This window comes from Corynebacterium sp. HMSC076G08 (genome assembly GCF_001811515.1).
Taxonomy (GTDB): domain Bacteria; phylum Actinomycetota; class Actinomycetes; order Mycobacteriales; family Mycobacteriaceae; genus Corynebacterium; species Corynebacterium hiratae.
Genome location: NZ_KV805022.1, coordinates 1 through 21303, shown reverse-complemented (window position 1 = coordinate 21303; position 21303 = coordinate 1). Strand labels below are relative to the sequence as shown.

Below are 21303 nucleotides of genomic sequence, written 5' to 3'. Positions count from 1 at the left end.
TCTTACCTTCCGTGGAATCCCGTGTTTCGCCCGTGCTCATTGGGAGCTGCGCCTCGGTGCTGCCACGCTGTGTGCTGTGCAAACTGCGCTGGCCCCGGTCGTTGCTGCAGGGGAGCTGAGCGCTCCGCCAGCAACTGTGTCGTACCATCCAGCAACATGGCGACGCGCCCCGTGGCGTAGCGCTCGCAATGCTCCAGCGCGATGACTCCCGCAAAATGCGTAGCGGTGAGGTACCCAATGTGCTCGAGTTCGCGGTTCTCCCAAGGCTGCAGTGCGTCCTCTGCCAAGAGGTTGAAGTCCCGCGGGAAGTAGAACACCCAGGAGGCCACTATCGCGGACATCAACACCTTGTCCAGCCCCTCTCCCAACGAAGATTTATCAAGGTAGGCCAACTGGATTGAGCGTCCGCGGTTGACATCAAGGTGCTCGATCCACCAGCGCGGATCGAATTCCCGCAGCTTGTGCCACTCCTCGGCGCTGAGCCCAGGAACGTTGGCATTGCCGCCGGTAGCTACTTGTGGCTGCGCCTGGCCGGCGGATGCTTCTCCCCCGGGTTCCGGTGCGGCCTCCGGTGTGGCGGCGAAAGGGTTCTCCTGCGGTGTGTTCGGCGCAGGGCTATCAAGCGGATTCGGCGGAAAGCCTGCCGGGGATTCGGCCGACGCCGCAAAAGGCGAGGACTCCGTCAGTGGTGCCCCAAAGTCCGCTGGATCCTTGCCCCAGGAATCATCAAAGCTCGGTGTGGTGGCCTGCTCGGGTGTGGTGTCGGCCGCAGTACCCTGCTCAGCCTGCTCCTCCTGTGGCTCCGGGGCCACAGCCTCAGCTTCTTCCGCAGCACGTGCTTCATAAGCGCTGACGTCTGGCAGGGCTTCATCAAGCGCAAACACGACTGGATTGCCGGGGATCGCTGTCTCCGCTAGACGCTGCTTCTCGCTGGGCGGTACCACTAGCATGGTGGATGTGCTCAGCGGGAACTCGTTGATGGCAGCTGCCTTCTCAAACGTGGAGAACCCGAAACCGTCCTCTCCCACCTCGCGGGCGGTGGCAGCAATCCACAACGCAGCTTGGTTGTCGGGCGCGACAAGGATGACTAAGCCATTGCGGGAGTTCAACACCGTCGCCATGGCAGATACCATTGCGCGGTTGAAGGTTGGGTTCGGGTTCGGGCTCACCGCTTTGAACGGCGCGGGAAGCTTGTCTGGGTGGCGGAACTCCCCATCTAGGAATTCCTCCAGCAGCACATCCGAGTGCAGCGGGCCGCGCGCCGAGATCTCCTCCGGTATCTGCACCTTATCCACCTCATAGATGGAAAAGGGCGCTGGAACGTCAGGAGAAAACAGGACCGTCGCCGGTGCCGGCGGGGTTCCTGTGCGCGAAATCGACGTGTAGGTGAAGACGTTGCCGCCGCGGCCGGTCGCATCCAGCCCGGCAGGGACAGACACCATGGTGACCCACTTTTCTGCCTCAGGAGTCAACGCGAAAACCGCGGTACGGCGGACCAGCTCCGCGCGCTGCTGGGCGGAGGGAAAATCCGGGATCGTCGTGCCGTTGTTGAGTGATGTCGGTACGAAGGACACCAGCTCGGCCAACTCCTCCTGGGTGATATCGCCGGTTTTCTGCCCTACTCCCCAGCCGCCGGCGCGGCCGTTGGCGCGGGAGAATGATGCATAGCTAAATGCGCCGCCCATACCTACTGGCCCCCTTGGTAGTACTGGTCCTGGCTGTAATCTAGACCGTAATTCTGCTGGTCATAGCTCTGCTGTTCATACTGTTGCTGACCGTAGTTCTGGTCATAGTGGGGAGTCTGATTCTGCATTGGTGGGTACAGCACCAGCCTGTAGGACACATCGCCTTCCACCACCACGGCTTTATCCAGTGCGCTCAGCGTGGGGGCGGGGTCGCTGTAGCTTTCGGAGAAACTGCTGAAGGCATCCTGCCCGCCGAAGCTATCGAAAGAACTATCAACGTGGCTGTCAAAGCCCTCAACCGCAAAGAGGCGGATAAAACCCCCGCGCTGGACGTGCTCACCAATTGACACCGTGAAATCCGGATGCTGCCCACGCATCGGACCTAAACCATGAGCAACGTGCGTGGTGCTCTGCAGGTTGGTTTCCACGATGCCAAGCGCCTCGCCGTCTTCGGGGAAAAGCGGCAGACGGTCAGCACGGTAGACCACCTGGCAGGAGAACTGGCGCTTATCACCGTTGCCCAAGCTCCAGAGGAACACCCGGACCTGGCCTTGGGAGTAATCGACCTCGAAGTCATACGTCACCGGGCGCAGACCCTCGTACTGAATCACACGTTCTTTTCCCTCGGTGCGCTTACCGGCGAAGACCGCATAGGGCCGCAGCCGCACGGTATCGCCGTGCTGATCCAGGTGCAGGCGGATGCCTCCCTGGAGGTCGTAGTCTTCCTCACGAATCTGATCGTGCTCGCGGTTGGTGGAGTACTCCACGGCGGTCGCGCCCTTCGGCCAGTCGAAAGTGACGAGCTGGCTATCCACGCGCTCAATCAGCCGGAACTGGTCATCCTCGATGGACTGCACGCGCTGCAACACCTTGGATTCACCGACCCAGGCATCAGCGTCGTTGAAGTTCACTGGGGTGATATAGACCTCGTACCAATCCGGCGGCCACGGCACCGTCGTGGTTTGGAAGGAGCCCGGCTCAGACACGCCGCGGGTCTCGCTGATAGCACTCGACAACGCACTTTCGACATACGTCTTCGGCACCGCCGACGTACGCAGATCCGCCTGCGGGGCGGTCGGCGTGAGATAGATCTTTACCTCACCGGTCTTGGGCGAATACCAGTCCACCTCAATGGAATCTTGGCCATAGTCGCTGCGCCGCTCGCAGCGTGAAAGCTCCAGTTTTTCAAGCTCGCTAGCCAGCTTCACCGAACGCTGAACGGCAACCTCGTCCTGGCTCTGCTCGGTAGCGCCGTGAAACTCCGCTTGGCCCAGCAGGGAAATGACCACGGTCTGCCCGGCTTCCTGCACCGGAATGGTGGCCTTGCGCCCGCTGCTATCCACGTCTTGTTCGAAGCGCGGTGACAGCTTTTCCTTCTCACTATCCCGGCACGCATAAACCATGGCGCTCGAGTGCCCCGGCAGCAGGTCCCAGGACACTTGGATAGCACCCTTGATAGTGGAAACCTGGACGTTGACCGGTGGGAAAACCACGCCGGTGTCTCCCATAAAGACCGGCTGGCTGTTGATGAGCTCACGAAGGTCCCGGCCCTTGTAGGCCCACACCGCGTAGTGGCGCAGACCTGCCTCGCCCGGGGTGTGGTCACGGTAGGCGGTTCCCTTGGTGTAGACGAGGGTGTCGCCCGCGTCGGGTGAGGCAACCATCTCAGAATCATCGGCTACCACTCGGTAGAAGACGACCTCATCCGGTGTGTGGTCCAGCTCGGGCCACCACAAGCGCACCGGATGGCGCTGGTCGGTGTCCTCTGGAACCGGTTCTGGTTCCACGCCATAGCCAGGCTCTTCTTGAGAATCCTGTTCCGGCTGTGCCTCAAGCGGTACCTCAACCTCGAAGTTGATGCCCGGTGGAACCCAGTCTGGTTCTTGGCGGTACTGATACTCCGCCCGGATACCGAAGCCCGGGATAGTGATGTAGTCCTCTTCGTTGACCTGAGTCTTTTGCTCCTCCTCAGCCTGCAGTGCTTCCCACTCAGCGAAGAAGTCGCGCGGACCTGCTGCCGCAGGCTGTGCCTTCTGTGACTGCTGTGGCTGGGGAAATGCCGGGGCTGCCTCCACTCGTGCCGCTTCTTCTCGCGCCGCGCGCTCGCGCGCGGCACGCTCGGCTTGAGCGGCTTCCTCCCGTGCTGCGCGCTCTCGGGCGGCGGCCTCTTCTTGTGCCGCGCGCTCGCGCGCGGCACGTTCACGCGCGGCACGTTCTTCCTGCGTCACCGCAGCGTTGCGCGCCTCCGCGCTCAGCTCCGGATGCGTTACCTCTTCGCCGTTGAACGTGGCGGCGATCTGTTCAGCGAACTGCCTAAACGGTGCTGATACGGCGTCGCGCACATCATCGGCTCTCACGCGCTTGAGCTCGTGGAGCGTCCTCAGCTCACTCAGCGGCACATCCGCAATCGAAGGTTTCGGGTTGTGTGTCATCAACGTTCCTTAAAGAGGTTCCGTCAGAAGGTTTCGTCGAGGTCTGAGAGGTCCGGGGCTGCCGGCTGACCAAAGAATGGCCGCGCGGCTGAGCCCTCGTTGTTCTCCTGCACCGGCGACTTAAAGTCCATATGATTCGTGTCATCCAACTCATCCAAGGACAGATCCGAAGGCTGAGCAAAGGGCTGTGCGCTGGACGACGCATCCGGAATCAAGTACTTGAAATCCGTAATCTTTCCGTACTGCACCACGGTCACCGAGCGTGAAAGCTGGCTGGTCAGCGCGGTCTGGCTGTCGACCTCCACGATGCGCGTGCGGGAGCCATCAATTTCGGTATAACCTTCAGCGCCGCCAGCGCTGGTGAGTGCGTTGGGACTAAACGCCTGGAGGGCTCCCTTTTCCTGGTTCATTCCAGCGAGGAACTCAGAGGTGCTCTGCACGCGGCTGCCGCCCTCCTCGCGGAAGGTCACGCGGCTAAGGTAGCGCTGCAGACTGCGGGTCATCCGCGGATCGGTGATGACCTTCTGCCATTCCTGTTGCTTCAGGTCACGGTCCTGCATGTAAGCGTGATCGAGGTTGCGCGACAGGTTATCCAAGGCGGTGCTGGATCCCAGTCCAGCCATGCCCCACATCTCATTGAGCGCCACGGCCGAGTGACCAGTGCGGTTGCGCTCGAAGGTGTTATTCATGTCGTCGAGCAGTGACTTAAGCGAACGGTGTGCCCATTCCGTCTGGTAGATGTAGGAGCGGATTTCATCCGTCATGCGCACGGCATCGTCGCGGTTGAGCACGGCCTGGGCAATGCGAGCGTTTTCTGGAAGACCCGCCTGCGGTGTCCGCAGCCGGTCGCTCGAGGTCTCCTTGCGTCCGAAGGGTGCGTAGATCGCCCGGCCCAGCAGAGCCGACCAGCTCAGGAACTGGTTGTAGGCGTTGGAAATGCGCGAGATCTCCGCGGAGGAGGTGGCCAGATTCTGTGCGGCAATTTCCTGATTGCGGTTGAGCAGCTTTCGCCTCTGCACGTAGTCAAAGATTTCACGCTGAGCCTTAGTAAAGACCGCCCAAGAGCAGATGAGGAAAAGCATGACCGCCAGGATGATGCCCACGACGTACCACGGCCAATCGAACCACTGCAAATACTCACCCAGCGGCAAGTCTGGGTTGTAGCGCCCGGCCACCATGTAGGTCATGAGGGCAAGCGCCACGAAGAGCACGATCCACATCGTGCGCAGCTTCCGGGTCAGTGCTTTGTTTTCTGCGTTGAAATCACGCGCTTGGAAGTTATTGGCCAGCTCTTGCAGCTCGCGTGCTTTGGCGTGCGCGTCGCGGTACTTCTGCTGGGCATGCCCCAGCTTCTCCCATAGGCCCTGGCCCACCTTCCAGGCGAAGGTGGTGCTGTTCTTTGCTCGCCACGACGCAAACTCGTGCTTCTTGCGGCTCACCGCCTCGTTGCGGGTTTGCTGGCTGGTGTACTCGATGTCTGCGGCAAAACGCTCGGCACCTACCGGATCGAAAGGCGCGACGGTTGCTTGGGACTCGTGTGTATAGCCCAGCGTGCTGGTCATCAGCGGGTGGAAGCCTTGGAAGGAAGCGCTGACATCCTGCACAGACTGGCCACCGTATTGCACGATGTACATGTTGCCCTGGTTATTGCGCAGCCCCTTGGTGTCGATGCTCTCGCGCCACGAGCCATCGACCAAGCCGAGTGCATAGTCGTGGTATGCCTCCCACGTGCGCGACAACTGCGGTTCCTGTCCCAGGGAAAAGTGCTGCTCCCGGGCGACCCGCATGGTGTGCTCGCTGGCTTGGCGCAACTCTTCGACGCTCGTCGCGCCGCTGCCCTTGCCGGAGTGCCCCGCCAAGACGACCTCCACGCTGGAGTCCTCGCCGTAGAGCATCTTCTGCAGGAAGGTAGCCGCGTTCTTGTTCATCGCACCGCGCTGGCCCTCAACCCAATCCTGGGGCTTGCCGACGACCGTGGACCAGTACAAACGCAAGTTATCCTTCAGTGCTGCCCAGCCGCTGACCTTGTGGGACTGCAGCTCCTCATAGGCGGTCGGGGTGCTCACCAACGGAGCAATCTCCTGGTTGATGAACATCTGCGCGCACTGCTCCGTGAGCTGCTCCGGGTTGGCATAATGCACGGCGCGCGAAATGTTGTTGACCTGCGGCTGCGGCAGGCGCTGGGCGGGATCGAAGACAGCCTTTTTTACCTTGTCCTCGATGTCATTGGCATCGATGGTGCGGTGAAAAGCGCGTACGAGACGGAAACGCTGCCGGTCACCGGTTTCGATGACGCGGTGCGTCTCCGGATCCAACACCGCCGGTTCCGGCATGCCGCGCCACAGACCGAAAATGCTGGCCACGGCCGGGGCTGCGAACTGTGCCAGCTCGAAGCCGTCCGCGGTGCGCTTGATGGGACGGATGCGCGACGACGCCGGGGTTCCGCCTTCCTCCGGGGAGAGCACGAGGTTGCTCCAGCCCTGCAACGGGGCGATGTCCACGCTTTCGCGCGGGAGGGCGGAGAGCAGCAGGCGCACGCGCAGATTGGAGGCCTGGATGAGCCGCTGATCGACGGCGCTGACCCACTCCGTGAGCTTGTCGACGTCCTGCGGTTGTTCCGCGTCCATCGGGTCAATGGTGGCGAGGAGGACGTCCCCGCTGAAGCTGCGGAGGGCCTCGTCGAGCGTCGACAAGCGCGCCGTTCCCTCTTCCGTAAAGGAGCGCACGACGGCCCCACTGGTGGGGTGGGCATAGTCGATCCAGAGGAAGTTCTGCAGGAGACCAACCGCACGCAGATCGCTCAGGCGGGAGCGGATGTCATCCGCGGTGGCGCCGTGTCCAAAGATAATTACGTTCGTCATTAGAAGGTGTCATCCAGGTCGTTGAGGTTGAATTCCGGCGCGGTGGGCTGGGCGAAGCCTGACTCGGAGCTACGCACCTGCGGCTCCGGCTGGGCCACGGGATTCTCCGCCACCGTCTTAGCCTGATCCAGGTAGTTGCGGATGACCGGAACCATCGCGATGACGTCCAGCGCCAAGTCACGGTAGTACGGCGTTATCGAGGCAACTTCGCGGGAACGGATCTCAGCGAAAGGCTTTTCCTTCCGGCCCTGGCCCGGCAGAGCATTGGAGTGCCCCGGCACAAAGTGGTCTGCGCCGCGAGCAAACTTGTCCAGCTCGTTGACGAAAGTTTCGTAGCGATCCTGAATAGAAGTGCCTACAACTCCGCGGTTCGGGACGTCACCGTTAGCCAGGAACTGTGCCAGGCGATGCACCACTGGGTGCGTCGAGGCACCAGAGTGGGCGAAGTCGAGGCCGTCGTCGAAAAGCCCACGCAACAGTTGGTACGGGTACAGCGAGGAGGCGAAACCGTAACGCCCAGTTTCCTGAACCTTGGCGTAGGCGATGAAGATGGATTCCAGCACCGAGGACATCCAGTCCGACTTCTTGATCATGCGGCGTGGTGAGATGAGCAGCGGGTTCGGGAAGTCCACCCAATCGTTGACGCCGCCATCTGTGTCATCGAAAATGTGGGCCGCAGCGTTGGCGGCATCCGGGTTCGAAATGTAGACGCGGCCGGTGATACGCCCGATGATCCAGCCAGCCACCATGGCCTGGCGTTCCGTGTTCGTCAAAGGCAGTGCTGCCGGCAACGGGCGGGTGCGGCGCTCAGACCACCAGGAGCCGTCGAAATTGTCCTGCTTCTCAATGTCCTTGGCAATGTAGTTGAACATGGAGGAGAAGACGATCGGCGAGTAGTTCGGGTAGGAACCGAAGATCTCGATGTGCTGGACGTGGTCCGACATGTTGAGCGAGTTGCGCAAAGCTACGGAAGAAGGACCGTCAATCTCAGGGCGGCTCAGCACTGACTCCAGCTGAGCGGCAATGCCGGTCTCCGCAGAGCCCAGCTCCGCAAACGGGATATCGGAGAAGGAATAGGTGTACTGCACCGACTTGCCGTGGATACGCTGGACCATCTCATCGTTGACGGCAGCCAGCGGGCGGGCATAGCTCAGGGCCAGCTGGAAAGCCTCGATGAAGCGACGCTGACGCTCCGCGTGCTCGACCTCGTTGATGTCTGGGGTGAGCGTGAGATAGCGGCGCAAGTCCACCGAATTGAACTTCTGGAACTCGTAGTCGCGGCGATTAATCCACTGACGCGAGCGCTCAAGCAGATCAGTTGGGCGAATCTTCGCCCGGTAGTGCGCGCGCTGCGATTCGCGGGTTTCGCCGTTTTGCGGATGGCGCGAGAGGTACTTGGAAACCCAGCCGGCCCGGTTGGAGTAGGCATCGTTGGTGCGCTTCTGCGGCGCCAAAGTGTCATTCGGCGCTTGGGCCGCATCGAGCGATTCCCATTCGCCGCGGATGACCGCACGCACTGCAAAGGGATAGGCCTGCTCGTAGTTGGTGACATCCGCGGTGGACTGCTGGCCCTGGATGGTGCGCAGCATCTGGTCCCGGTAGTCCGAGATGAAGCTGTTGACGTCGGTCAACATGATTTCGTTCTCTGCGCCCTTGAAGCGGGATTCCACGACCTCATCGAGCTCCGTCGGCCACGAGTTGACCTCATCGGTGCGGACGTCAGCAAGCTTGTTGGTTTCTGGGCGCTTCGACACGGCTTTCTCCAACACCGCGTGGGCATCCCCTAGCTCGCGCTTGAGGTGGAAGAGGTTCTCATCGGCATAGTCCTGAAGGACGTCCTTGAGCAGGTGCGCAATCGCCATGAGGGCGTAGCTGTAGAACTGGTTGAAGTACAGGCCCATGAGCGCATTGACGGTGGGGGTCGGATCCGTCATCTGTCCCTTACCGGTCAATGGGCTGAGGATGGGATCCGCGCCTTCCGGCTTCGTCAGCACGCGGGTGTTTTGGTAGTAGCCGGAGTACTCCGCCAGGCACGGCAGGAGGCGGTCGGAGTTGGTGAGAACATCCGTGATCTTGGAGAGCATCTCGCGCACATAAGGCACGCCCACCGCGGCCAGCTCCGCCTCCACGGCGGCGAGCACGCTATCGCTGAAGAAGTTGGCGTAGCGGTAGACGATGTCATAGGCGGCATTGTTAAGAACAGATGCGATGGCCTGCTCGTTGCGCGGATCCGCCATGTTGCCCTCGAACTCTTCACGCCATTCGTTGACGTTGCGGCCCTGGCCTACGGGGATGAAGCTCTGCAGGTACTTCGTGGCGCTGTCTGCGGCCTGCTGGGCTTGACCGCCAAACACGCTGTTGAGCCAGTTCCACACGCTGCCGCTGTCGATCTGCCCGCCCTGCGCCCAAGAAGGATCGAGCGTGATGGAGCCGAAAGCATTGGGCAGCCGCTCCTCCAGCTTCTTGGCAATCTGCATCTCGCCGGCCTCGGGGTTTTGCGGGTCGAGGTGCCCGTTGAAGAGGCGCTCGAAGGCACTGCGCGCAAGGCGCTGGGAGGAGTACTCGGCGAAGCGATCGCGGCCCATCGACACCTGGGCATAACCCAGCGAACCCCAAGGCAGGCGACCCCACGGGGTTCCACCCGTCGGGCTATCCCAGCCGAAGAAGCGGCGGCCGCCGTCACCGGCCGGAGTGTTAGTCATTGCATAGGACACCAAGTTATCGCTGGCCTTGGTGGAGGCCATCAGTCCTGCCAAGGCTCGTCCCAGGCCACGGTAGATGGACATGGCGGAGCCGTCACCAAAGCGGGCGCTGGTGGTACCCATCTTGGAGCCGATCGGGAAAATACGGCTGAAGATCTGGCCCTCCGGCGGAGTACCCATGTCGAAGGCCTCAAAGACGGCGCGGTCATGGTCGCTGGAGTTGCCCATCTGCGCGGCGACGACTTCACCGAACATGGCGAGCGAGTTCGGCCACGCGCCGGCCATGTCATCTGCCTTGTTATCGGAGAAGATCTCCGGGGAGTACATGAAGACGAGCGTGCCCTGCGGGTTCACGTTCGGAATGGTGGTGAGCACACGGCACACGTCGAGGAACATCGAAGCACCTGCACCGCCTGCCATGGAGGAGACCACGAGGACAACCGGCTGTGAATCGCCGGTATCAGAGTCCAGCTTGGTCTGCTTGTAATTGAGGCGGTTGAGCTCCTGGATCGCCTCCTGCGTGAACATCTCATCCACCGCATCCTTGAGGGCCTGGCGAATCTCCTTCAGGTGCGGAAGGGTCAGCATGCGACCGATCGCACGGTACTGGCCGGCACCGTCAGCCAGCTTCACGTCATTGGTGGCGGGGTTGCGGGTGGCCCACGTTGCGATCTCCCCGAGCTTGCCGGAGCGGCCCAGGATGCTGGATACGCCTTCATCGAAGGTGTTGTAGTTCTGGCGCGAACCAATGCCCACGTAGTGGCCACCGTTCTGCGTAACGTTCGGCAGCTTTTGCGGGCCGGCTTCCTCTTCGAGCGGCACGTCGATGTTGACGAACTGCCAAGCCTTGGGCAGCTCGGTTAAGTCCGGGTCGATGCTTCGCAGCTCGGCCTTGAGCTGGTCCATCATGAACGCCAGTGTCTTGGCGCCGGAGCCACCGCAACCGACGACGAGGAACTTCTTCATCTCTAATTACCTTTCGAAGGGGAGGTTCGCTTCTGTTCTATTTAGGGTTGGTGCGTGCTGCTCAACCGGCTTAGCCCTGGGAGCCGAATCCCGGGCTAGGGGGCCAGCCGCCATTGTTACCAGGGTTACCAGGATTGTTCGGTCGCTGCTGGCCTGGCTGGCCGAAACCGGGGCCTCCACCGAAGCTGGATCCGCCACCAACGTTGGGGCCACTGCCAAAGCCGGGGCGCCCTGGCCCGCCTGTGGGCCCTGGCTGGCCGTGATTCGGTGGACCGGATGGCTGGGACGGCCCAAAGCCTCCGTGCTGCGGCGGTTGCTGCTGCGCACCATTGCGGGGAGCACTCTGCGGGCCGCGCTGCGGCGTAGGTGGTTGGCCAGGGTGTGGTCCGCTCTGCGGGGCATTCGGCGGCTGCGGGCCAGGCTGGCCCGCCTGCGGCGGCGTCTGCGGCGGTGCCTGCGACTGTGACTTCTCGGCGGGGAATTCCACTTGGTCGAAGAGCTGCAGGGCCTGGCGGCTGATCTCCTTGGACATCTCGTCGTACGCGCTGGCCTGCGCCAACGTATCGACAGTCAGGACGATCTCTCCGGAGTTGCGGTCCTTCGCGTTGCCCACGAAGAACCACGTGTTCTGCACAGCAAGTGGCAGCACTGCGCGATATCCGGACTTCTTGCCCTTACTGGAGATAGTGCCATCGCGCTGAACCTCCACGTGGGCGGCGGTAAAGGGGCTCAGGCCCATCTTTACCTTGGCGTCGTTGCCACCCAGGCGAACAGAACGTGCAGAGGTCTCCACTGGAACGGCACCTTGGAACTCGTCCTTGGACACCGCAAATGGGCGGCCATTATCGGTGCGTATGAGGTTCGCGCCATCGCGCTTGACCGGGATGGTCTTCGCAAACATGCGCGGCTTCTCCGGAATGCGGCCGCTAATCCACTTCATCAAGTACAGAATTCCCAGGGGGATCAGCAACGCGAGCACAACCGCAAGGACGAAGGACAGACCGAACGCGGACTTGTTCAATGGCGCGCTCATGGAGCCCTGCAGCGTCAGCGGTAGCTCCAGCTGTTGGTTATCCTCAGCCGACTGCAGGTTAATCACCGGCTCCACGCGCAGCGGGCCATCCGCCATCTCCTCAACGCTCACCGTCACCGGGATGGTCGTTTTCTCATCCTTGGAAAGCTCCAGCGCGGAATCCTCAGAGTTGTGCTTGGAGCTCACGGAAACGGAAGGTACTCCTGCGGGAAGCATGCCGTCAGCGGAATCCACAGTCTGGTCTGCTACCCAGACCTTGCCGGGACCGGTCACGGGGACATCGACGGTAATTTCTTTCTCCGTCATGGTGATCGTCTGCGCCGAGCCCACCGTCGGCATATTAACCGGGGTAACGGTCAGCGGCGTTTCCGCGTTGATGGGATCCAGCTTCGAACCCGGGCGCTCATCGGTGCCCTTGGTGGTGATCTCCACACGCGTCACCAGCTGACCGGATGCCGCGTTTTCCACCTGGTCCAGCGGAATATCTACTGGCTGCCCATCAGTGATGGACGCATTGTCCACGAGGGTGACCGGGGAACCATCCTCCGGTACGAACTCGGCGTGGAGGGTACCTTCGCCCTCCAGCGTGCGCGGCTCGCCCTGGCCATCGACCAACTGCCCCTTCAGGACCTGGTCCGAGTTGATGCCGCCTTCCACCTTGGAGCCGTCTTCCGTCTTGAGGTCTAGGTTGAGGCCCGGCACCATAACGACGGACGCGAGGTACTCGCCATCAGTTCCCTCAGCCACCTTGTAGCCAAAAGTCCAGGCGCCTGCCCAGGGGTCGCCGTCCTTCTCCATCGCGATATCAACCATGCCTGGAAGCTTGCTGTTCTCCGTCACGGAGACCTTCGCGCCGGCTACGTGAGTGGTATCAGGCTTGAGCTCAACGGTTTCACCATCGGGCCCAGTCAAGGTAGGGATGAGCTCTCCTTCCCCAACCGAGCTCTTCGGCACCGCCGACAATCGCACTGGGGACACGGAGTTATCGAGGACGAAATCGAATTGGTCCTTGAGGTTTCCCTCCTTGGTCACACCACCCGAGGTGGGGATGAGGTTACGGAAGGCAGCGAACAGCGCCGCTGGATCCTCACCCGCGTCGAAGAAAGCACCGTTGGGAGCGCCCTGGCCGCAGTCTTCGCCCTCCGCCATGCGGGTGAGCTGGCGGACCTGATCTTGTGCTTCCGCAGCCGGCACGAGGCCCACGTTAAAGAGGCGGATATTGGAGTTGCGGAACGCGGTGACAGAGGAATTTACCTCACAGAGCTTGTCCTGCGCTCCCTGGAGATCGTGAGCCTCGGCATCCGTGTAGTACTTGCCATCGGTAAAGAACACGATGGCGCGGCAGCTGCTGCCCTGGTGGGAAGCCAGTTCCTTGAGTGCTCCCTTGTAGGCCGCGCCATAGTTGGTCTCTAGATCCGCAACACGGTCCTCCTGTCGGAACTTGTCCAGTTCGCCTTTGAGAGCATCCCCGTTGCCGGAGACATTGGTCCACCCGCCATAGTCAGCTGGATCGCTGTAGTACTCGGAGCCGAAACCGGCGAGCTTGACGTTGATGTCTGCGCCATTGTCCTCCCCGAGGTTGGCCAGCTGCTTGACGATGTCCGCCGTGGCGTCAACGCGGAAGAAATCAGCATCCGTCGGCTTCGACCCCTCATAGCCCACCAACGAGGCTGACTGGTCAAGAACGAACAACAGGTCCGCAGATTTTTCGCTGGCGATGCAGGAGCCAAAATCAGAGAGGTTCTTTTGCGAGACTTCAGAAAGCGCGGACTCGGAGCCGATTCCCTCAACGTGCTCCTGTGGCGGCTGATTCTCCCCGCCGTGGTCTTCTGGGTTCTCCCCGTTATGTTCTTCCGGCTGGGCTTCCGGGGCCTCTGGTGCAGGAGCCTCCGGCGCGGGGGCATCTGGAGCCGGAGGCTCCTGCGCCACCGCTCCCAAACTGCCGCCGAATCCGGCGAGTGCCATCGCCGCGGACAGGGCAAGTACACGAGTGAGCTTCTTCATTAGACGCCAACCGCCTTTCCTACGTAGAAGGCGATTTCCACCGCAGCGACAATGACAAGGACAAAACTTCCGCCCATGATGAGGCGGTACAGCAAAGTTTGCGTGGTGTCCTCTACATAAAACGTCTCAGCCTGGCGCTGCGTGTTCCGCAGCGTATAGATACCCAAGAGAATAAAGGACACAATTCCAGCCAGCAGCCAACCGCCAATAGCCAGGCCAAAGAACAGGACCTGCGTCGGGGCAGCCACGAGCGGGGCGACAATCAACAGAATCAGCGCAATGACCGCAGATACGCCCGCTGCGATGAGAAGCGGCCACGGTCCCTTCGTGGGGCCTGTCGGTGTTGCCACCTGGCGGCGGTAGTCCGGCGCCGGGGAGGACTGGCCGAAGCCATCCGGCGAGCCCGGCGCGCCGAAGGAGCCACCGGCCCCCGAATCGGAGCCTTGGCCAAACCCAGAACCCGAGGAAGGCTTCTGTACGGGGTTCTGCGCAGGATTCGGTGCGCCAAAGCCACCGAAGCCGCCAGGTCCACCGGGCGCGCCAAACCCAGAGCCAGAACTGTTTCCGGACCCTGTGCCTGGCTGGGGAGCCCCCTGTGGCGGGCGCCCGCCGAACTGTGGTGACGAGCCTGGGGAACCAAACGTCATATCAATGACCTTCCCTAATGCGAAGTTATGCCGCCGACTAGCCTCTACCTGCTCCATCGAAAGGCGCAGAAGACAAAAGACCAGCCGGAGGCTTAAGGACTAAAACCAAGGTAGCCGTACCCCCTGACACAGCCTGCCCTTCAGCGGCCCCGAAATTCGAACGCGCCCGAATCTCTTCGAGCGCGCCGTGGCACAGCAGACAGGAAACGTGCAGGGAACACGAAAACACTGCAAGCAAAAGAATGCCACACTAGGAGCGTTTTTTCTGCCCACTTCACAGATCTTTATGGGTGGACTACCGGAACTGCCTCCCAGGAAGGTGCAGCTCAACTGCTCTTTCTTAAGGAACGAGGAGGAATGGGAGCACTCCCCGTCTGATGGGAATCAATTTCCCCATTTCTGCTTCCCCCATTTTCGTGGAAAGATGCTGAGCCATGACAACTCAATCGGCAACCGCAACCACCGCAAACGGTGGCGAGAGCATCCGATTCATCCCGGTACATTCCACCTTGTACCCGTGGCTGGTCGCGGTGTTCGTCGTTACCTTCCTCATCTCGAACATCAACGCCACGAAGGGCGTCCAGCTCGGCCCGCTTATCACCGATGGCGCCTTCTTCCTCTTCCCCATCGCCTACATCGTGGGCGACGTTCTCTCTGAATGCTATGGCTTCAAGTCCACCCGCCGAGCCGTGTACATCGGTTTCGCCATGGCGCTTCTAGCCGCAGTTTCCTTTTATATTGCAATCTGGCTGCCCGCGGCTGATTTTTACGAAGGCCAGGAAGCCTTCGCCGCCACGCTCGGCCTGGTTCCGCAGATCCTGCTGGCTTCCCTCGTCGGCTACGTCGTGGGCCAGCTGCTCAATTCCTTCACCCTGGTGAAGATGAAGGCCCGCTCGGGCGAGAAGGGCCTCATCGCCCGCCTTGTTGCTTCCACCGTCGTCGGCGAATTCGGCGATACCCTGCTGTTCTGCGCCATCGCAGCGCCTGTCATCGGTATCGATTCCTTCAGCGGCTTCCTGAACTACGTCATCGTGGGCTTCTTGTGGAAGACCGCCTGCGAGGTCATCATGCTTCCACTGACCACGCTGGTTATCTCTTGGGTCAAGCGCCGCGAGGACTACGTGCCTATCGACGAGGCCGACACCCCTACGTCAGCGCCGTCTAAGTAGCAGCGACCCGCCCCGATCTTTCACCCCCTTAGCACGCACTGTGCTGAGGGGGACTTTTCACTCTTCCCTTCACTTGCCCCAATGAATACAATGTATTCACGATGGTTAAGGAGGAAATATGGCTACTTTGACAATTCGCATGGATGATAACGACGCGGAACTCGTTCGGAATTTAGCCGCCTTTGAAGGCCGGACGATATCTGATTTTGCCCGAGCAGCACTTTTAGAACGGGTCGAAGACTACTACGACCTTCAGGAACTGCGCGCAGCAATGGCAGAAGATTCTGGCGAACGGTTTAGCCTTGATGAGGTCCTCGAGGATCTCTAAAGATGTCGGAGGGAATCACTTCATATCACGTCGAATTCACTTCGAAAGCCCGGAAACAGCTAAAGAAGTTTGACCGATTCGATGCGCGAATCATCGTGACGTGGATCCAAAAGAACCTCGAGGGCTGCGAAGACCCTCGAGCTCTCGGAAAAGGATTGACTTCAAACCGTTCAGGTGAATGGCGCTATCGGGTCGGTTCTTACCGCATTCTGGCGTACATCCACGACCAGAAAGTAACGATTGAGGTATTCGCTATTGGCCACCGGAAGGACATCTACGATGCATAAGCATCTACGAGGTTCCCTCCTCCCCATCCTTGGCCTGGCTACAGCCTTCAACCTTGCGGCATGCTCGGGTACAGAGGAAGTCACCACGTCGTCTGAAACGACGAGCCACGCGGCACCGGAAACGACGGCGGTGAGCAGTGAGGCGTCGTCAAGCGCAGCACCCAGCACCACCCCTCCCCCGCTCAACCAAGGCCCAGCACCCGCTCTGACCGGCACGTTTGAGATGGCTGGCCCAGCCACCATCACGGGCGCGACCTATGATTCGATGCCCTTCGTCCTGCCTCTCAACCCGGCCGGACCACAGGAGACCATGGTGCGCTGGGTGCAAGACTGGGGCGAGTCCCCCGCCACGGCAGAGCACGGCACCACCTACGTTTTGGGACACGCCTGGGGCCAACAGAAACTGGTGTTCAACCCCTTCTCCGAGGTGGTCACCGCCAACGTGGACCTGAGCAACCCCACCACCGTGGAGGGCCTCGAGGGTATGGAAGTGCAGCGCTTTACGACGCCCATCCTCAACGGCTCCCACATCCGCATGACCTCCGAGGGCGGTGCCGGGCGCGAGTGGATCGTGGATAACGCCTTCCTAGTTGATAAGGAACAACTAGGAAGCGACGCGGACCTGATGAATACCGAGGTTCCCGGGCGCATCGTACTCATCGCCTGTGCGGTAGACGGCAGCACTGACTTGGAGTACAACGTGATCGTCACCGGTCACTTGGCGTAATAGCGCCCCAGGAATTCATCGCGGTAGGCCTCGTAATAGCCACCATCGATGGACTCCCGGATGTTATCCACCAGCCGAATCATGAACTCCAGGTTGTGGATGGTGCACAGCGTGCCCGCCAGGAATTCCTTGGCCTTGAGCAGGTGGTGGATGTAGGCGCGGGAGTAATTCTCCGAGACATAACCGCCAAATTCTTCATCCACACCAGCAAAGTCGCGCTTGAAGCGCGCATTAGTGAGGTTCATGCGTCCATCGAGAGTGTAGACGCCACCGCGGCGCGCCAGACGGGTCGGCGCCACGCAGTCGAAAGTATCGGCACCAGCCTCAACGGCGGTAAAAATATCATCCGGTTCAGAGATACCCAGCAGGTGCCGGGGCTTATCGACGGGCAACTCATCGCATACCCAGCCCACAATCGTTCCCAGGTTCTCCTTCTCCAACGCGCCACCGATGCCGAAGCCACCGAAGCCTCGACGGCCATTTGCCTCGGCGCGCTCGGAAAGCTCCACCAGCCCGCGCGCGGCCTGGCGGCGCAGGTCTTCGTATTGCGCGCCCTGCACCACGCCCCACAGGGACTGGCGCGGCTTCTGCGGGCCGCGGGCAAGCGTCAGGCGGTCATGCTCATCCAGGCAGCGCTGCGCCCAGCGGCGCGTGCGCTCCACGGATTCCTCCTGGTAGGTGCGGGTATCCACCAGGGTGGTGAGCTCATCGAAGGCAAACATGATGTCCGCGCCCAGGCCATGCTGGATCTGCATGGAGACCTCCGGGGTAAAGCGGTGGGAGGAGCCGTCGATGACGGACTTAAAGTCCACACCGTCCTCATCCACTTGTGCCATGCGTTCCTTCTTCGCCGCACGGATATCAGAATCCGTCAGCTCCGCCACGTCCATGGCCAGGACCTTCTTAAACCCCACGCCCAGGGACATGACCTGGAATCCGCCCGAGTCGGTGTACGTCGGCCCGTGCCAGTTCTCGAAGGTAGCCACACCACCGGCCTCGTCCACGATGTCGTGGCCCGGCTGCAGGTAAAGGTGGTAGGCGTTGGACAGGATGGCCTGCGCTCCGGTCAGGCGAATCTGCTCCGGGGTCAGCGTCTTCACCGTGGCCTTGGTGGCCACCGGGATGAACGCCGGGGTCTGGATATCGCCATGCGGTGTGTGAATAACACCGGTGCGGCCGTGCTTTCCCGGCTGCGCTGGGCCGCTCAAGTCCAGCTCCTTCTTCACGTCGAAGGAAAGGTCGGTCTCCAGCAGCGGCTTAGGGTGAGTCATAGGGAACTATTCTACGGGCTGCGCTGCCTTATCCTCTGCTTCACGGGATGCTGCTGCGTGTTTGCGCTCCCATTCTTCCTCGAGTGCGGTGCCCTCGATGTCCAGCTGCGGGATCAGCTTGTCCAGCCACTTCGGCATCCACCACGTGGTATGCCCCATGAGGAACATGGTGGCGGGGACAAGCGACATGCGGACTAAGAAGGCGTCGAAAAGCACGCCCGCTGCCAGCGCGAAGCCAAAGATTTGGATGAAGGGAAGGGGCTGGCTGATAAAGGCCACGAAGACGGAAATCATGATGATGGCCGCGGCGGTGACCACGCGGGCACCGGCGGTAAAGCCGGCGATGGTGGCCTCGTCGTTGGCGTTGTACTTGCTGTACTTCCCGCCGCTGCCCTGCGGGTAACGGGAGAAGTGCTCGCGCATGCGGGTGACCAGGAAGACCTGATAGTCCATGGCCAGGCCGAAGGTCACGCCGATGAGGAAGATGGGCATGAAGGAAATCAGCGGGCCGGGCGCGGGTACTAGGCCGGTGAGGCCGTCCTGCCACACCAGCACGGTCAGGCCGAAGGCGCCGCCGACGGAGAGCAGGAAGCCCAAGCCGGCCACCAGCGGAACCAAAATGGAGCGGAACACCGCCAACAGCAGGAAGATGGCCAGGCCTACCACGATGGCAAGGTACGGCCCCATGGCTTCTTCGAGGCGCTCGGTGATGTCGAGCTGCACCGCGGTCAGGCCGGTCATTCCGATCTCGGCGCCGGTGGCATCCTCCAGCTCCGCGCCGGCGGTGCGCAAGGCGGAGGCGGTGCCAACCGTGGCCTCATCCGTCGGCGCTGTGGTGGGGCTGACCATAATCTGCGCAGCCTTCATGTCTTTGCTCACGCCCACCAGCTGGGCGTGCTTAACGCCGCCGACCTGGTTCAGGCGCTGCACGGAGTAGATGAAGGAGGAAAGAGCGGCCTTCTTCTGCTCATCTTCTTCGCCTTCTTGGCCCTGGATATAGGGCTGCAATGCCGCGGATTCCGGGTTGGCGTTGGCGCCATCCACGATCACCAGGAAGGGGCCGTTGATGCCGGGGCCGAAGCCCTCGGACAGCAGGTCCGCCGCCTTGCGCTGGGTGGTATCCGGGTTGGACGTGGTATCCGCCGGAAGCGCCAGCTCCATGTGCAGAACCGGAGCGGTCAAAGCACCGAGGCCGAGCACCACCAAGGCCATGACGACACCGGGGACACGCTGCACCGTGCGCACCCAACGGTTACCCATCGTTGGTTTCGTGCGGCGCGGGCGGCGCTTCGTGGGGTTGCCGGCCACACCGGGGATGCGCCCGGCGAAGGCCTTATCACCGAGCATGCCCAGCATCGCGGGCACCAAGGTCAGCGCCACAAGCACGGCCATGAAGACCGTGCCCGCAGCGGCCAGGCCCATAGCGGTAAGGAAGCTAATACGCGCCACGAGTAGAGCGAAGAGCGCGATGAAGACCGTCGCACCGGCAAAGACCACCGAGGACCCCGCCGTGCCAACGGCCATGCCGGCGGCATCCGGCCCGTCCATGCGGGAGCGCTCCTGCCGGTAGCGCGACATGATGAACAGCGCGTAGTCGATACCCACGGCCAAACCGATCATGACGGCCAGCACCGGGGTGAGGTTGTTGAGCTCCATCCAGTGGGTCGCTATCATGACGCCCATCGCTCCTAGGCCCACGCCCACGACCGCGGAGATAAGCGGCATGCCCGCGGAAGCCAAGGAACCGAAGGTAATAATGAGGACGATAAATGCCACGGCCAGGCCGATGACCTCAGAAATCGAGTTGACCTGGATTTCATCACCGAAGCCCGCGCCGCCGGCCTCTACTTCCAAGCCAGCCGCACGGCCGATATCCATGGCCTCATGGACCACGTCTTTATCCGCGGGATCTACTGAATACGGGCTTTCCGCATCGAAGTCGAAGGTGGTGTAGGCAATCGTCTCATCGCCATTGACCATGGCCAGGTTATCGGCATCCGCCCGCGCGGTCTCCTCCGGCAAGCCCATGGAGGTGAACTGCTCGATGACCTGCTGCTGAAGTGCCGGCGATACCTCAAGCGGGTTACCCCAGCGCTGCTGGCTGCCCTCTGGGATATCAAGGCCTTCAGCAATGTGGTGCACCACGTCCTCGACCGCTTCTTTATTATGCGGATCGCTGAGCTTCTGCCCTTCCGGGGCCTTGAAGACGAGGTTAACCGACGGCGCATTTGCCGGATTACCATTTTCCGGGAAGAGCTCCACCGCGCGGCGGGTGGCATCAATAGCGGGCGTGCCGCTGATGGAGTACTCCGTGGTCATCGGCTTCATCAAGCTCAAGGTTGCTCCACCCGCGGCCGCCACGATGAAGATCCAGGCGATGATGACCTTCCATCGGTTGATGTAAGACCAGCGGCCTAGGTGGTAGAGCAGCTTTGCCACGGAAATTCCCCTTCACATGCGCGATTATTGCTCGCGGAAGCTTTGGTGGTGGACACGAATGTGCACCAGTTTAACCAGTTGGGCTGTGAAGCCCTAACGGTATCGCACGCCCAGCTGGGCACCAGGATGAGATGAAAACGCCGCGAAAAGAATCATTCCAAGCGGGGTACCGGCAGTAAAGACCAGCAGATCCTTCGCAGCGAACTGGTGCACTAGACCATCATCCCCCAAAGTTTTTCCTAGGGAATCCCAAGCAATCCAAACTACAGTCCCAAGACCAAGGGCTTTCGGCCTCCTTAAATGAAGACATCGCACGAGCAAACGACAAACTACTTGAGCCAGTTCAACGGGAGTAGGTATATCTTGACCTCATTAGAGGACCACCACCTTCGGTTTGATCCTGTCATCTCCAGAACCCTAAGTTTGACGGGCGATTCATCGAAATTGGAAGTGATGGCTAAGACATTCCTCGCGGTGTCTGCTCCATTCCTCGAAGAGATTCCTCCGGAAATCATTAATCGACTTAGAGAATCCGAGTTCTCCAAAAATCTCGAGAGCGCGGAGCGATGGCTCAAGGCGAGTGATGAGAGAACCCATCAAGCACACATTGACCAAGAACCAGATGAATTGATTATCCACTATGGCAAGGTTTCTGCCCTTGCAGAGGCTGCTTGCTGCATTGACCCATCCAATGTGGACAAACAAAATTTGTTCTACTTCTGAGGTTACCCTCGTTTAGTGGACACCCTATT

At 61.1% G+C, this 21303-nt stretch carries 13 protein-coding genes; 5 read left to right on the top strand and 8 right to left on the bottom strand.

What is annotated here, in order from left to right:
* Positions 1-2: 2 nt before the first annotated feature.
* The 6 genes from HMPREF2806_RS03825 to HMPREF2806_RS13710 all read right to left on the bottom strand — a co-directional run bounded on the left by HMPREF2806_RS03825 (position 3) and on the right by HMPREF2806_RS13710 (position 14330).
* On the bottom strand, positions 3-1685 hold the full coding sequence (locus HMPREF2806_RS03825; RefSeq protein ID WP_070516323.1) for a GAP1-N2 domain-containing protein: 1683 nt from the start codon (positions 1683-1685) through the stop codon (positions 3-5).
* Between the two features lie 2 nt (positions 1686-1687).
* The gene (locus HMPREF2806_RS03820; RefSeq protein ID WP_070516321.1) at positions 1688-4117 is read right to left on the bottom strand and encodes a SaeA-related protein; all 2430 of its coding nucleotides are present in this window, start codon (positions 4115-4117) and stop codon (positions 1688-1690) included.
* Between the two features lie 23 nt (positions 4118-4140).
* Positions 4141-6978: a hypothetical protein gene (locus tag HMPREF2806_RS03815; protein ID WP_070516319.1), complete on the bottom strand. Its 2838-nt coding sequence runs from the start codon at positions 6976-6978 to the stop codon at positions 4141-4143.
* Positions 6978-10646 carry a tubulin-like doman-containing protein gene (locus tag HMPREF2806_RS03810; protein ID WP_070509666.1) on the bottom strand — a complete coding sequence of 1223 codons (3669 nt, stop codon included), beginning with the start codon at positions 10644-10646 and terminating at the stop codon, positions 6978-6980. Before HMPREF2806_RS03810 ends, HMPREF2806_RS03815 begins: the two co-directional genes overlap by 1 nt.
* Positions 10647-10716: 70 nt before the next feature.
* Positions 10717-13683 carry a VWA domain-containing protein gene (locus HMPREF2806_RS03805; protein ID WP_070516317.1) on the bottom strand — a complete coding sequence of 989 codons (2967 nt, stop codon included), beginning with the start codon at positions 13681-13683 and terminating at the stop codon, positions 10717-10719.
* The gene (locus HMPREF2806_RS13710; RefSeq protein WP_232745250.1) at positions 13683-14330 is read right to left on the bottom strand and encodes a hypothetical protein; all 648 of its coding nucleotides are present in this window, start codon (positions 14328-14330) and stop codon (positions 13683-13685) included. Before HMPREF2806_RS13710 ends, HMPREF2806_RS03805 begins: the two co-directional genes overlap by 1 nt.
* A 434-nt stretch (positions 14331-14764) precedes the next feature.
* On the opposite strand from HMPREF2806_RS13710, the gene HMPREF2806_RS03795 reads away from it, so the two are divergent.
* From HMPREF2806_RS03795 to HMPREF2806_RS03780, 4 genes are all read left to right on the top strand, one after another.
* Positions 14765-15499 carry a queuosine precursor transporter gene (locus HMPREF2806_RS03795; protein WP_070516315.1) on the top strand — a complete coding sequence of 245 codons (735 nt, stop codon included), beginning with the start codon at positions 14765-14767 and terminating at the stop codon, positions 15497-15499.
* Between the two features lie 118 nt (positions 15500-15617).
* The gene (gene relB, locus HMPREF2806_RS03790) at positions 15618-15827 is read left to right on the top strand and encodes a type II toxin-antitoxin system RelB family antitoxin (protein ID WP_042528872.1); all 210 of its coding nucleotides are present in this window, start codon (positions 15618-15620) and stop codon (positions 15825-15827) included.
* 2 nt (positions 15828-15829) lie between these two features.
* Positions 15830-16114, top strand: a complete 285-nt coding sequence (locus HMPREF2806_RS03785; RefSeq protein ID WP_046648850.1) for a type II toxin-antitoxin system RelE family toxin — start codon at positions 15830-15832, stop codon at positions 16112-16114.
* Positions 16107-16841 (top strand): sortase family protein, encoded by a 735-nt coding sequence (locus HMPREF2806_RS03780; protein WP_070516313.1) that lies wholly within the window; start codon positions 16107-16109, stop codon positions 16839-16841. Before HMPREF2806_RS03785 ends, HMPREF2806_RS03780 begins: the two co-directional genes overlap by 8 nt.
* On the opposite strand, the gene tgt is transcribed toward HMPREF2806_RS03780, so the two are convergent.
* Together tgt and HMPREF2806_RS03770 are read right to left on the bottom strand one after the other, a co-directional pair.
* On the bottom strand, positions 16829-18112 hold the full coding sequence (gene tgt, locus HMPREF2806_RS03775; protein ID WP_070516311.1) for a tRNA guanosine(34) transglycosylase Tgt: 1284 nt from the start codon (positions 18110-18112) through the stop codon (positions 16829-16831). The genes HMPREF2806_RS03780 and tgt overlap by 13 nt on opposite strands.
* Positions 18113-18118: 6 nt before the next feature.
* Entirely contained in the window at positions 18119-20551 is a 2433-nt protein-coding gene (locus HMPREF2806_RS03770) for an MMPL family transporter (RefSeq protein WP_070516309.1), read from the bottom strand.
* A gap of 453 nt (positions 20552-21004) precedes the next feature.
* Here HMPREF2806_RS03770 and HMPREF2806_RS13425 point away from each other — a divergent pair, with 453 nt between their 5' ends.
* Entirely contained in the window at positions 21005-21274 is a 270-nt protein-coding gene (locus HMPREF2806_RS13425; protein ID WP_158010548.1) for a hypothetical protein, read from the top strand.
* Positions 21275-21303 lie beyond the last annotated feature (29 nt).